Genomic DNA, 13333 nt, shown 5'->3' with positions numbered 1-13333 from the left:
ATGAATTATTTGTCTAAATTTCAAGCAAAAACCATGGACCCATCGAATTATTCGATCACTTCATGGCGCTTTTCTTACTGCCTATGACGCACCAAATTCATCTCCGCCATGACTTTGGTGGAAATTTCTTCCACAGAGAGTTTGGTCGAATTCAAAAAAGGAATGCGCTCTTGTCGATACAAGGACTCCACTTCATCCACTTCGTAGCGACATTGGCGAGCGGAAGCGTATTTACTCGCGGCCATCCGACCTGTACGAATTTCATGCAAACGCTGGGCGTCTATGGTCAAACCAAACAGCTTTTTCTTATGATCCTTTAACACCTTAGGCAAACCTGGCGTGGAAAAATCATCTTCAGTAATGGGATAATTTGCCGCCTTGATACCGTACTGCATCGCCAAGTACAAACTGGTTGGCGTTTTTCCTGAACGCGATACACCCAACAAAATAATATCGGCTTCAGCAAAATTCTTCACCGACGCGCCATCGTCATTGGCCAGCGCATAGTTGATCGCGTCTATCCGAGCATCATAAACGCCCTCTTTCATACCATGGGCTTTTTGCGCTGTTGGCTGCGCTTTCACGCCCAAAGCTTGCTCAATCGGTGACAACAAATCCCCAAATAAGTTATAACAATGACAATCACACGAATCGATAATATCGCGGATAGCCGCATCGGAAATGGTATAAAACACCAGCAAGGCAATGCCTTGTTGCATTTCCATATTAATTTGTTGCTTCAAGCCTTCCGCCTGATCTTTGGTAGCCAAAAAAGGCACACTTTTGGTTTCTACCGCCACATCAAAAAATGACAACATGGCCGATCCAAACACCTCTGCGGTGATCGCGGTCCCATCTGATACAAAGTACACTTTCATGCGTTTTTTCCCATTTTTGTTGTTATCTAACAACATTAATTTTTTCGATTGAAATAAAACAACATCGAATAATCGATTTTATTCAAAGCAACCAGCCTACATACAATGAACTCAGACTCAGCGCTTTGACAAGAGCCCATAGCGATTTGATTAATGCCTGATGTCCGCTTGGCAACCCTGCCATATTTTGGCCAACCAGCCATATTCTTTTAATAAGAAAAAATAACTGGAGTCCCTTGTGAGCAAATTTATTAAGTGGTTTAAAGATCTTCATATGGAAGATGTCGGTGAAGTAGGCGGCAAAAACGCCTCTTTAGGTGAAATGATTTCCAACCTGACAGACCTAGGTATTCAAGTACCAAACGGTTTCGCAACTACTTCCTATGCTTATCAAAGCTTCATTACAGAAAGTGGCCTAAACGATAAAATCCATCGAGCACTAGACGCATTGGACGTGGACGATGTTCATGCCCTTGCAGAAACAGGCGTACAAATTCGCCAATGGATTGAAGACGCCACGTTCTCAGCTGAGTTTGACCAAGAGATCGAAACGGCTTTCGCCATGCTTTGTGATGACAACGCAGACGATACCTCATTTGCTGTACGCTCTTCTGCCACAGCGGAAGATTTGCCGGATGCGTCTTTTGCTGGCCAACAAGAAACTTTCCTAAACGTGAAAGGCTTGGCAGACATCAAAGCCTCTATCAAACGCGTGTTTGCTTCTCTATTTAACGACCGCGCGATTTCCTACCGCGTACACCAAGGCTTTGAACACCAAGGCGTGTCTCTATCCGCTGGCATTCAAAAAATGGTACGCAGTGATATCGGTGCATCTGGTGTGCTATTCACCCTCGACACAGAATCAGGCTTTGACGAAGTCGTCTTCATCACCGCCGCTTACGGCCTTGGTGAAATGGTGGTGCAAGGCACCGTCAACCCAGACGAATACTACGTTCACAAGCCAACACTGGCAGCCAACCGCCCAGCGGTGGTTCGCAAAAGCCTAGGCAGCAAAGCGCAAAAAATGGAATACGCCGAAGCGGGCAGCGAAGAATTCGTTAAAATCGTTCCCGTTGCTTTGGATGACCAAAACCGTTTCGCCCTAACCAACGACGAAATTGAAGACCTTGCTCGCCAAGCGTGCATTATTGAAAAACACTACAAACGCCCTATGGACATCGAGTGGGCAAAAGACGGCATCGACGGCAAGATATACATTGTCCAAGCGCGTCCAGAAACCGTTCGTAGCCAAGCCAACGCGCAAAGCATGGAACGTTACAACCTAAAGAAAACCTCTCAAGTGATGATTACCGGCCGCGCCATTGGTCACAAAATTGGCACCGGCGCGGTGAAAGTATTATCGTCCATTACTGAAATGGATCGCATTCAACCAGGCGACGTTCTGGTAACCGACATTACCGATCCAGATTGGGAACCCATCATGAAGCGCGCTTCGGCGATTGTCACCAACCGCGGTGGTCGCACCTGTCACGCAGCGATTATTGCGCGTGAACTGGGCATTCCAGCCGTCGTTGGCTGTGGCGATGCCACAGAGGTATTGAAAGATGGTCAAATCGTCACCGTATCTTGCTCTCAAGGCGACATGGGCTTCGTCTACAAGGGTGAACTGCCATTCGACGTGATCACGTCTGAAGTGGGCAACATGCCTGAATTACCCGTAAAAATCATGATGAACGTAGGAAACCCAAACCGCGCCTTCGACTTCGCCATGCTACCAAACGCCGGCATCGGCTTGGCGCGCTTAGAGTTCATTATCAACCGTATGATCGGCATTCACCCGAAGGCCTTATTGAATTACGCTGACATGACGCCAGCCTTGCAAGAAGAAATCAACCACCGCATCGCCGGCTACAACAGCCCTGTGGAATTCTACGTCGACAAACTGGTCGAAGGCGTTGCAACACTGGCGTGTTCTTTCTCTAAAAAGCCCGTGATTGTTCGCTTGTCCGACTTCAAATCAAACGAATACCACAATCTTGTTGGTGGTCCGTTGTTTGAACCAGACGAAGAAAACCCCATGCTTGGCTTCCGTGGTGCGGCGCGTTACATCGACGACTCGTTCCGTGATTGCTTCGCCCTAGAATGTGAAGCCATCCGCCGCGTTCGTAACGACATGGGCTTAACCAACGTACAAATCATGATACCGTTTGTACGCACCTTAGAAGAAGCGCAACAAGTCACCGAACTGCTTGCCGAACAAGGCTTAGCTCGAGGTCAAAACGGTCTGAAAGTCATCATGATGTGCGAACTGCCGTCTAACGCCCTACTGGCTGACGAGTTCCTTGAATTCTTCGACGGCTTCTCCATTGGCTCTAACGACTTAACCCAGCTAACACTCGGACTTGACCGCGACTCAGGATTGATCGCCGACAAATTCGACGAACGTAACCCAGCGGTTAAAAAATTGCTCAAAATGGCGATCACAGCCTGTCGTGAACAAGGTAAATACGTTGGCATCTGTGGCCAAGGCCCATCCGACCACGCCGACTTCGCCGACTGGCTCGTCGCCCAAGGCATCGAAAGCATGTCTCTTAACCCAGACACCGTCATCGAAACTTGGCTACACCTTGATGAAGTACTGAAAAACAACGAACTGAACCACAAAGCTATTTAAAGAAATCTTCCCGTTACGTCGCCGTAATACCAGACATGGCGTAACGGGGAACCAGTCTGCGTTTGGTGTTGTGTTTTTTAATACAGCACCAGATCAGAATGCTGTGTAAAAGCAGCGTGTGACCTTATCGTAGTCACTCCCTAGTTTGATAGCCCCGCTCTGCGGGGCTTTTTTTGAGTCCTTTCCCTCTTCAAATATATTTGTTACTTCTCAACGCTTCCTAGTTTGCAAACTGGGTTCCGCTCTGCTGAGCGGGTAACTTTTGCCCCCTGTTTAATTCAGAAAAGTACAAAAGTAACCAAAAGGTCTCTTTAAGATCTTTAATGCCTGATTTTCGTCATAGGCACATGACTGTTCCCCTACGCTCGTTATATCGTAAGGCATAGATTGTTTTGCAGGCTGGAGAGAAGATATTTTTAACTGACTCTGAAACGCCATAAAGTCGCACAACTTCGTCGCGTCGAACTGACTTCATCTGTGATGCTGGTTTTTTTCAGGGCATCATAAGCGCAGCGTCATGTGCCGCTGAAAGCGAAGCTTTCACTGTAGGTCGCGGCTTTAGCCTTAAGGATCCCCACAAATATAGAGTGATGCCCACTTGTTGGTTAAACTATTTTCGCCAAAAAATAAGCCAGACAAGGGGCATCACATTGTTATTATCAAGTTTACTTCCTGACAATTCAATCTCCATTGATAAGCGAACCTATACAGCTTTATCAGATGCAGTATCCTCCGTTAAAGAAGGCGCCAGATTAAGCCTAACGGCAATTGGTAGAAAACTAGGAGAAGACGCTAACGTCATTGAAAAATATTGCATTAAACGAGTTGATCGACTGTTAGGAAACATCCAATTACACCAATGCCGAAATCAATTTTATAAGACCCTTGCCTCTCACTTTTCTTCACAAGAGTTCTTGCCCATCATTGTTGATTGGTCAAGTGTTTATGATTTTAGCTTTGTTTTACTGCGCGCCTCAGTGGCCTTTCAGGGAAGAGCTTTCACTTTATATGAAGAAGTACACCCTGAAGGAGCTATGAATAATCATAAAAGACATGTCGACTTCTTAAATAATTTAAAGCAAATACTTCCCTCTGACTGTACCCCTATTATCTGCACGGACGCAGGATTTAAGGTTCCGTGGTTCAAAGCAATAGAGCAATTAGATTGGTATTGGCTTGCACGTACACGTGGAACGGTAAAATGCCAAACGGATAAACGACCACAATGGACTCTCGTTGACGGTTATCATCATCAAGCCACCACAAAACCAATGGAGTTGTCCGGCTTGCGTCTATCAAAACAACAACAATGGCCTTGTCGTGGTGTTTTGTATAAAAGTCCACGCCCTACAAAGAAAAAAGCAAACCCGTTAAAAGACCAAACTGTAACAATTATAAGAAGTGCTCTAAAGCAAACAGAGAGCCTTGGTTTCTAGTCAGTAACTTGCCAAAAGGCGAGTTTCCTCCTCTTGCTCTAGTCAATATTTATAAGCGCAGAATGACTATCGAAGAAGCATTCCGAGACACGAAGAACGAATATTATGGGCTAGGACTAAAACGTAGCCGAAGCCAATCTATTGAGCGATTACAAACCCTTCTGTTAATTGCCTTACTTGCTCAATGGTGCCTTTACGTCATTGGGAAAGCGGCAGAGATGCAAGGTTATCATCGTCATTTCCAATCAAATACGATAACAACGAGGCGAGTATTGTCTTATTGCTATTTAGCCAAAAGGATCCTGAAAACCTCTCGTTATGAAATAACAGAAAAAATGTTATTTGAGGCGTTAGACCTTCTTCTATTGGAAACCAAGTGCTAGAAATAAATGTGGGGATCCTTAAGGCTTTAGCCCGACGCGGAATTCATGTTCCATTCAAACGCTTTGCATTCCCAACCTTTATTACGCTCCTTAATTCAGGAAAAAGCTGGACGTGTAACTTTTGCCCCCTGTTTAATTCAGAAAAGTACAAAAGTAACCAAAAGGTCTCTTTAAGATCTTTAATGCCTGACTTTCGTCATAGGCGCATGATTGTTCCCCTACGCTCGTTATATCGTAAGGCATAGATTGTTTATTCGGTGGGAGATAGCTCATCAAACAATGACTCTGAAACGCCATAAAGTCGCGCAACTTCGTCGCGTCGAACTGACTTTATCGGTATTTCAAAGATAAAAGGTAATGGTTACAAATCAACAAGTCCCTTCCCCTTTTGTCTTCAAGGGGAAGGCGGAGGATGGGGTGTTCTTTGGATCTTCAAGTATATTTGTTGCTTATCAACGCTTCCTAGTTTGCAAACTGGGTTCCGCTCTGCTGAGCGTGTAACTTTTGCCCAGATCCGCAAAAGTAACCAAAAGGTCTCTTTAAGATCTTTAATGCCTGATTTTCGTCATAGGCACATAACTGTTCCCTTATGCTCTTTATATCGTAAGGCATAGATTGTTTTTGCAGGCTGGAGAGAAGATATTTTTAACTGACTCTGAAACTCCATAGAGTCGCGCAATCGGGATTGCGTCGAACTGACTTCATCGGGATTTCAAGCGCAGAAGGTAATGTCTACTGATCACCAAGTCCCTTCCCCTTTTATCTTCAAGGGGAAGGCGGAGGATGGGGTTAATCTCTTTTCGACTATAATCCCACCTACCCGTAGGGCATCATGAGCGCAGCGTAATATGCCGCTGAAAGCGAAGCTTTCATTATTCCCACTAAAAATAAGTCATTTCCGCGAAAGCGGGAATCGATCTCTTATGGGCTAGGATAAGAAACTACCTTTTTGAGCCGAAATTTAAAACGCAATTTATGGGTGCATATACAGTTTATTTTTATAGTTGCCAAATTTTGGCTCGGTTTGCCAGTTTTAAATAGTCGTTTTTTGCGTATTTGTACTGGCAGGAAGCAAGAAAGTCCCCTAATATCAATGAATAAGGATCTACAGCACAGAAATAACGCGCTGTGGATAAAAAAATAACGCGCACGCTCAGTTTTCCAGTTTTAACTTCTGTTAATATTTTTATAAAATCCAATTTATTCAGGCTCCTACAAAGATATTGAAAGATTTTTAAATTGTCTAAACGCGCATGCGCATTAACAAAATGTTAAGCCCTATCAATAAGGATGTTCCCATGAAACTATCTGCATTACTTATCTCAAACTTTAAGGGCATTAAGGACGAGATAAAAATACTCATCGACAATATTGTTGTTTTGGTCGGCCCGAATAACAGCTGCAAGTCTACAATTTTAGATGCATACGAAGCCTATGTATCAATGGGAAGCGCGTTAAGCTTGGATCATTTTCACGGTCGAAATGCCAATACACCCGTGATAATTACAGGAGTATTTAATGATGTTACGCAGGACGACATCGAAACTTTAGGGCAGGAATGGCATTTGCAAAATGATCCTGAGTTTGGGGAGTGCGCAAAATTTCAAATTCGTTGGGAAACTCCCGATGAAAGCGGTGTTAAATATAGTTTCAGCAACAAAACAAATGACTGGAAGAAAGGCGGAGCTGGCGGCTGGAATACTTTACTACAAAGCAGGTTGCCAACCCCTATAAGATTAAACCCAAATGATGGTTACGATGCGCTGGAGAAAGTTGTAAAGGACTTGGCATCAAAGAATGCCGCAAAAAAATTAAAAGATGACAAGAGTAAAGTTGCTGGAATTGTAGCTGAAATCGAAAAACTTGCTCAAGAAGTTGATAAAGAGGCTCTCGGGGAGTATTGGACAGCTAAGCAACAAAATAGAGGTTGAGCTAAATAAGCTTTTTCAAGGTGCTACCGTAAGCTTTGAGACTGGTGTTGGTAAGTTTAAGGCAGAAGATGCCATTAAAGATGGCAGTAAGTTTTTTGTTAAAACAAGTAACCACCCATCATCGCTAGAACACCAAGGTACTGGATTAAAAAGAGCTTTTTTGTGGTCTGCTGTGAACGCTTTATGTAGCGAAGGAATGTACAAAAAAGGAACAAAAGTAATACAAGATGAAACTCCTAAAGTGCTACTGATTGATGAGCCAGAAATTAATCTTCACCCATCAATAATAAGAGCTGCTAGGAAAGCCATTTATGCACTCGCAGATCTAGAAGGATGGCAAGTCATCTGCACCACACATTCACCAGTATTCATCGACCTGACTCAAGATCACACAACGCTAATAAAAGTATCAAATAACCAGCAGGGAGTTTTCTACTTTCAGACGGATAAAGCTCATTTTAGTCCTGACGAACGAGATAATCTCAAGATGCTTAATCGTTGTTGCCCAACTGTGAATGAGTTCTTTTTTTATCCAAATGCAATATTAGTCGAGGGCGATACTGAATATTTGGCGTATCAGTACATCATTGAAAAGAGTGGAATGGAGGGAAGTTATTGCGTAATCAACTGTAGAGGTAAGGCAAATATACCGACATTCATCAAGATTTTTAATCAGTTCAATGCTAATGCCATTGCCGTCCATGACTTAGATACCAAACTCAGAAAAGATGGTGTAGCAAATGCCATGTGGACAATTAACATAAATATTCGAGCGTTAGCTGACTCTACAAATGGACGAGTCAAAACTGTTGTTCACAACCCTGATTTTGAAGGCTTCTATCTCAACGAATCTCCGACTAAAGATAAGCCATACAATTTATTTACTCACTTAACGTCAAATGATTTTGAAACAAATGCCAGATATAAAGAGTTAAGGGAATCTCTAAGTTCAATTATTGATGGAACTCATAAAGGCTTATATAACACGCAGGCTGAGTTAGATGCCATGGCTTAACAAGGCGCTGCACACGGATAAATTAATCGCTGCGCTCATAATTTACCGGTGAGCGCGGCGTTATGAGCCATTAGGGATAACCTCGTGAATTTCTTCAAAAGATGGATATTAAAATCACTTCTAAAGAAACTAGCTCCTGATCGTATTCCAAGATCCGGAGAGAAAGCCAAAGATGTAAATTGTAATGTCGTTTATATCCGAGCAAAGGATGAATCTTGGACGATTCTTTGTAACAAAATCGATTCTAAAGGTGTCACTGGTAAGGTTTGGCTTAATCAAGAAGAGTTTGAAGAGCTTTCTATACCTTGGCCTTGGTTAAGTGATTATGAGTTAGATATTACCCACTTTTACGGTGTATACGACTTATGTTACTCTTCGATCCCACAATATTTCTTTGAAGGAATATTACCATGGAATAAGTTAAAAATTGTGCTTGGTAAAATTCAACAGTTTCTTTTCAATCGCAAAGAATTAGTTCGTTCGGAAAGAATCGAGACGCTTAAAATCATTCTCGAGGAAACAATCGAGAATAGAAATTTTACTGTAAGTTCGGTTTCTTTATCTGGCATGTTGTATACGCAAAGGTGGGTATTTCATCCAGATAAAACCAGACAGTTGGCCTACAACGACTTACTTCTGAAATCACTCGAAGAAAGTGGAGAATTACAAGCTATACAATATGGCTACAAGCTATCACCAAAAGCGTTAGTCACAATCTCTGCTTATGAAGAAGATCAAAAAAGACATAGGGATAACTTAGCACAATCCAATGCGACTAAATGGCTAACCTTTGCATTAATTATTGTGGGTCTTATACAAGCTGGCGTAACCTATTATGGTGTTTATAACAATGGCTCATAACAAACAGCTCAATCCGACCTTCACTGCGTTGCTCGTTTTGTGCTTTTCCACCTCGCTCGCATCAAACAATCAACGTCGTTCCGGCTCCATAGGCAAGCGTTAACACATTAGGAGTTAATTTTGGAATTTGATTATATGCTGAAAGTCGGTGAGGAAATTGGAATTGTCAAAGACAATCCTCGCTTGCTTGTAATAGTTTCTCATTCGTTCGTAGAAATGATGGTAAAAAACCTGCTAGATCATCATGTTCCGAGTATGCAGCTAAAAAATCATAATCAACGGCTAGAGAAACTTAAAAAGGAATCGGTTATAGATGATTTTCAGTTTAAGCTATATGACTGGTTTCGTGAATTAAGAAATGATGCTGTGCATAATCCAATATTTCGCCTGAAAGAGTCAGACTTTGAAAAACTGCAAGGTCTAGTCAAAAAAGAACAATTGGGCGTTAATAACTTTCATAGTTTTTCTATAAAGCTCATCTCCGAGCTTTGGAATAAAAATTTAGAAGTTCTTGGAGCGGCATATCTTGGTAAGCATTGCTAACAAGACGGTCAACGGCGCATCACGCTTCGCTGATGACGCCCTACGTTTTTGTTCTCCATCATTGGATATTAGGGTCAGATGAAAATTAAACACATTACTCAATTTACTGGCGCTGTCTTTATAGAAGCTAATACATTTATTCTCAAAATTAAGCAATAATATCGAGTTTGACTGTTTAAAAAACGTTCACGCTCTCGCCTTGGTTATGGGGTGAGTCTATCGTGCCAGTAACCGGGTTTTCTAGAATGATGGGCGAAAGCAACGACCGTAATTGTTTGACTACTTGCTATAGTCACCAAGGAGAAAGGGAACCTTTGAAGAATCAATTTTTTGGCTCCAAGCTTGGCAGCTTTACCAATGACCGGTACGAGCGGTGGGTTTGGTTTGCTGAGCTTTGCCGTAGCCTGCTCAAAACTAGTAATGAGCTGCTCTCCTAGACCGGGTATCTCAAGTTCGTACCAAGCAGCGGCCTCGGTCAATTCTACGCTAGCTTCCGTGCTAATCTTTACCTTCAAGATCAGCCCCTAATCCGAGGCTCTGGCGCGTGAAATGGCTTCATCAACATCAAGAAGTTCAGTTTTGCCTGATTCAATGTCATTGATTCTGCGGCAGATTTCAATGTCCCAAGCCTCTGCAACACTAATATCGGCTGGACCATCTAAACTGGCAACCAGATCATGTGCAAGTTTAGCACGCTCTTTCTCAGGCAAATTCATAGCGGCACTAGTAATACTTTCAAGTTGTGCTGTTTCCATTGCATCACCTAAAACTTTTCAAATGATAATGAACAAATGATGCACCAAAATGTACTCCATCACAAGGCACTCTACCGGATTACATAGTCTGGTAAGCTTAGCGTTATACATGAAAATAGTAAGCGAAATGTTTTGTGGTTTGGTTGCTCAAAATTGAATTACTTTTCGAGAACTCATGCGAAGAACAATTGCGAGTTTCGAGTTTTGTAACAATTAGGATTAGGCTTTTTTCCAAATCTAAGAAATTGGAGCTGGCTTAACCATTATGATCAATATCCGCTCAGACGATATTTTTCACATCACGGTAAAAATTTTCATGACTACCTAATGCCATGAGTTCGAGTGTAAGGGTGCCATCTTCATAGCTGTAACCAAGTAATGTAAGTTGCTTCACCATGTTAAATTTATACACACGAAGAAAAGATAGATCGCCTTTCTTCTGTTGCCCTAGAAGCAGATCTTCAATCAATTCTCTGATCGCGTTATCTAAATCCGCTTTTTGATTTTTATGCAGTTTTTTGACCGCTTTTTTAAATGTGGTTGTTTGAAGAACTTGAGTAATGTTAGCCAAAGCTGTAGGCCTCAAGTTTTCCGGCTTCTTTTTCCGCTTGGGCAATGATAGCTTGTTTTACGAACTCATAGGGTAAATCGGGGTTATCTTCCATCATTTCGCCGATTTTCGCCCAGTGTTCAATTTGCTTAGGTGTTGTACGGTTTAAGGCTTTCGCCATGATGGCCGCTTTATCAACCAGTTCTTGGTCAAGTCGGATACTTGCTGTAGACATAATAAAATCTCCTTAGTGTTGTATAAGAAATGTAGCAAAATACCACATTTGTAGCAATGCGCATCACAACAACACCCCCAATACTTCACATATCTGCCCTTCCATTAAAAAGAGGAAGAAACTACCCCCCGCGTTATCACGACTACCCTCATTGACCGACGACCTATTTAAAGACTATATTTGGTCATAACGAAGAGGTATTTATGAAGTTATCAGATCAAATCAAACCTATTAGCTATTTGAAAGCTCATGCTGCTGAGGTCGTGCGTAACCTGTCTACTAACATGCAGCCGATGGTGATCACTCAAAACGGTGAGGCTAAGGCTGTTATACAAGACATCAAAAGCTATGAGCAAACTCAAGAGACTATGGCGCTACTTAAGATATTGGCTCTGGGTCAACGTCAGATAGAAGAAGGTAAAGTTCAGCCTGCTGGTGACGTTGTCGCCAAGCTTCGTAACCGGAGTAAAAGCCGCTAATGAGCTATCGGTTTTTTCTCACTGATGATGCTGCTTACGATCTTGAGGCTCTATACGAGTATATCGAAACTCATGATGCACCAGAGAAAGCAGATTACGTTCTAGACAAAATTGAAGAGGCATTTTTAAGCCTTGCCGATAATCCCGAGCGCGGGACTTATCCAAATGAGTTGCTAGCAATCGGCCTACGGGAGTATCGAGAAATCTATTTCAAACCCTACCGTATTATTTATCGAATCATTTCGCAGTCTGTTTATGTCATGGTGATCACTGATGGTCATCGTGATATGCAGTCTCTTATCGAACGCCGCTTGTTCAAAGCCTAAGGGAATAAAGGGTCGGAATAAAGGGTCAGATGAAAAATTAAAAAAATCAGCCATCTAGTTGTGATTTCTCTGACGTGTGATGACAAATCCGCTCCTGTAGAAACACCACCACTAAACAGAGCGTCATAGCTGTGGCGACACCACTATGTGACCCTTAACTATTCAATGTTTAATCGAGTTTGATCATGAATATCGAAACCGTAGAAAAAGCAGACTATCTCAAGCTAATAGAAATCTGGGAGTCTTCGGTCAGGGCCACTCATGATTTTTTGGTCGAAGAGGATCTCCAAGCGTTAAAGCCGTTAATTTTAGAGCAGTATTTTGATGCCGTTGAGTTGAGGTGTGCTAAAAATGCGCAAGGTGAAATTCAAGGGTTTTGTGGTGTTCATGACGGTAATATTGAGATGCTGTTTATCTCGCCTGCTGCTCGCGGAAAAGGCATTGGTACCATGTTGACGGCCAATGCTATCCATGAGCTGGGCGCTTCAAAGGTCGATGTAAACGAACAAAATGAGCAAGCACTGGGTTTTTATCTGCATATTGGCTTTAAAGTGATAGGCCGGTCACCAGTAGATGGTCAGGGTAAGCCATATCCGCTGTTGCATATGGCGCTATAAACATTCTGCGAAACAGCGCATCCCCTCAGTTTTTCAAAGCACTTCCCTCCTCAGATTTATTATTTTTAATTTTTTTCACATTACTTTGATCCGCTTTTTTATTAGCGCCGTAAATATTCATGTTGAACACAAACTGAAACACCAAACTATTATTTAACCTTAAAGGACATTATTATGTTAAAAAAATTAGTTGCAACATTACCTATTATCGCTGCTAGCGTTATGTTTATGCCAGCTGCCCATGCGGATCACCATGGTATGAAAAAAGATATTGTTGACGTAGCAGTTGAAAATGGTTCCTTTAATACGCTTGTAGCTGCGGTGCAAGCGGGTGGCCTTGTTGACACTCTAAAAAGTGAAGGCCCATTTACTGTTTTTGCACCAACCGATGAAGCCTTTGCAAAATTGCCTTCTGGTACAGTAGAAATGCTGTTAAAGCCTGAAAACAAAGACAAACTCGTTGCTGTTTTAACTTATCACGTAGTCGCTGGCAAAGTCACTGCAGCAGATGTGGTAAAACTTGACAGTGCAACTACCGTTCAAGGTCAGACTGTGACGGTTAAAGCGAGCGGTGATAATGTGATGATTAATGATGCCAAAGTCGTTATTGCTGATGTTGAAGCAAGCAATGGTGTAATTCATGTAATCGATACCGTATTACTGCCTAAATAATAGGTCCTAAGTAATAG

Annotated in this window: 16 protein-coding genes; 11 read left to right on the top strand and 5 right to left on the bottom strand. The window is 42.4% G+C overall.

The genetic code is table 11. From position 1 onward, the window contains the following. Positions 1-74: 74 nt before the first annotated feature. Positions 75-878, bottom strand: coding sequence for a posphoenolpyruvate synthetase regulatory kinase/phosphorylase PpsR (ppsR, locus tag AC0L6V_RS00440; protein WP_111606367.1), 804 nt, complete (start codon positions 876-878; stop codon positions 75-77). Between the two features lie 238 nt (positions 879-1116). Between ppsR and ppsA the strand changes: the two genes are divergently transcribed. The 7 genes from ppsA to AC0L6V_RS00405 all read left to right on the top strand — a co-directional run bounded on the left by ppsA (position 1117) and on the right by AC0L6V_RS00405 (position 9682). Beyond that, the gene (ppsA, locus tag AC0L6V_RS00435; protein ID WP_265216758.1) at positions 1117-3513 is read left to right on the top strand and encodes a phosphoenolpyruvate synthase; all 2397 of its coding nucleotides are present in this window, start codon (positions 1117-1119) and stop codon (positions 3511-3513) included. Between the two features lie 650 nt (positions 3514-4163). Then, positions 4164-4949: an IS4 family transposase gene (locus AC0L6V_RS00430; protein ID WP_409419169.1), complete on the top strand. Its 786-nt coding sequence runs from the start codon at positions 4164-4166 to the stop codon at positions 4947-4949. Between the two features lie 8 nt (positions 4950-4957). Continuing rightward, positions 4958-5332, top strand: coding sequence for a transposase (locus tag AC0L6V_RS00425; protein WP_188322931.1), 375 nt, complete (start codon positions 4958-4960; stop codon positions 5330-5332). Positions 5333-6630: 1298 nt separating this feature from the next. Continuing rightward, a complete protein-coding gene (locus AC0L6V_RS00420; protein ID WP_418138667.1) occupies positions 6631-7263 on the top strand; it encodes an AAA family ATPase in 633 nt (210 codons plus the stop codon). After that, positions 7196-8278, top strand: a complete 1083-nt coding sequence (locus AC0L6V_RS00415) for an ATP-dependent nuclease (RefSeq protein ID WP_418138666.1) — start codon at positions 7196-7198, stop codon at positions 8276-8278. The genes AC0L6V_RS00420 and AC0L6V_RS00415 overlap by 68 nt, the downstream gene beginning before the upstream one ends. Before the next feature lie 84 nt (positions 8279-8362). Then, positions 8363-9139: a hypothetical protein gene (locus AC0L6V_RS00410; protein WP_265216755.1), complete on the top strand. Its 777-nt coding sequence runs from the start codon at positions 8363-8365 to the stop codon at positions 9137-9139. Positions 9140-9259: 120 nt separating this feature from the next. Further along, the gene (locus AC0L6V_RS00405) at positions 9260-9682 is read left to right on the top strand and encodes a DUF4145 domain-containing protein (RefSeq protein ID WP_265216754.1); all 423 of its coding nucleotides are present in this window, start codon (positions 9260-9262) and stop codon (positions 9680-9682) included. A gap of 203 nt (positions 9683-9885) precedes the next feature. On the opposite strand, the gene AC0L6V_RS00400 is transcribed toward AC0L6V_RS00405, so the two are convergent. From AC0L6V_RS00400 to AC0L6V_RS00385, 4 genes are all read right to left on the bottom strand, one after another. Then, positions 9886-10197 carry a hypothetical protein gene (locus AC0L6V_RS00400; RefSeq protein WP_110573988.1) on the bottom strand — a complete coding sequence of 104 codons (312 nt, stop codon included), beginning with the start codon at positions 10195-10197 and terminating at the stop codon, positions 9886-9888. 9 nt (positions 10198-10206) lie between these two features. Next, positions 10207-10437, bottom strand: coding sequence for an addiction module protein (locus AC0L6V_RS00395; RefSeq protein WP_418138665.1), 231 nt, complete (start codon positions 10435-10437; stop codon positions 10207-10209). Positions 10438-10717: 280 nt separating this feature from the next. Next, a complete protein-coding gene (locus tag AC0L6V_RS00390; protein ID WP_265216751.1) occupies positions 10718-11008 on the bottom strand; it encodes a type II toxin-antitoxin system RelE/ParE family toxin in 291 nt (96 codons plus the stop codon). Further along, on the bottom strand, positions 11001-11222 hold the full coding sequence (locus tag AC0L6V_RS00385) for a TA system antitoxin ParD family protein (RefSeq protein ID WP_111606388.1): 222 nt from the start codon (positions 11220-11222) through the stop codon (positions 11001-11003). The genes AC0L6V_RS00390 and AC0L6V_RS00385 overlap by 8 nt, the downstream gene beginning before the upstream one ends. 203 nt (positions 11223-11425) lie before the next feature. Between AC0L6V_RS00385 and AC0L6V_RS00380 the strand changes: the two genes are divergently transcribed. The 4 genes from AC0L6V_RS00380 to AC0L6V_RS00365 all read left to right on the top strand — a co-directional run bounded on the left by AC0L6V_RS00380 (position 11426) and on the right by AC0L6V_RS00365 (position 13316). Beyond that, positions 11426-11701, top strand: coding sequence for a type II toxin-antitoxin system Phd/YefM family antitoxin (locus tag AC0L6V_RS00380; protein WP_111606389.1), 276 nt, complete (start codon positions 11426-11428; stop codon positions 11699-11701). Further along, a complete protein-coding gene (locus AC0L6V_RS00375) occupies positions 11701-12027 on the top strand; it encodes a type II toxin-antitoxin system RelE/ParE family toxin (protein WP_111606390.1) in 327 nt (108 codons plus the stop codon). Before AC0L6V_RS00380 ends, AC0L6V_RS00375 begins: the two co-directional genes overlap by 1 nt. A gap of 185 nt (positions 12028-12212) precedes the next feature. Continuing rightward, on the top strand, positions 12213-12644 hold the full coding sequence (locus AC0L6V_RS00370; protein WP_111606391.1) for an acetyltransferase: 432 nt from the start codon (positions 12213-12215) through the stop codon (positions 12642-12644). Between the two features lie 174 nt (positions 12645-12818). Further along, positions 12819-13316 (top strand): fasciclin domain-containing protein, encoded by a 498-nt coding sequence (locus AC0L6V_RS00365; RefSeq protein ID WP_265216749.1) that lies wholly within the window; start codon positions 12819-12821, stop codon positions 13314-13316. Positions 13317-13333 lie beyond the last annotated feature (17 nt).

Source organism: Marinomonas sp. G8-14 (assembly GCF_055808935.1).
The sequence above is the reverse complement of the archived record's forward strand: the minus strand, read 5'-3'. Positions and strand labels throughout refer to the sequence as shown.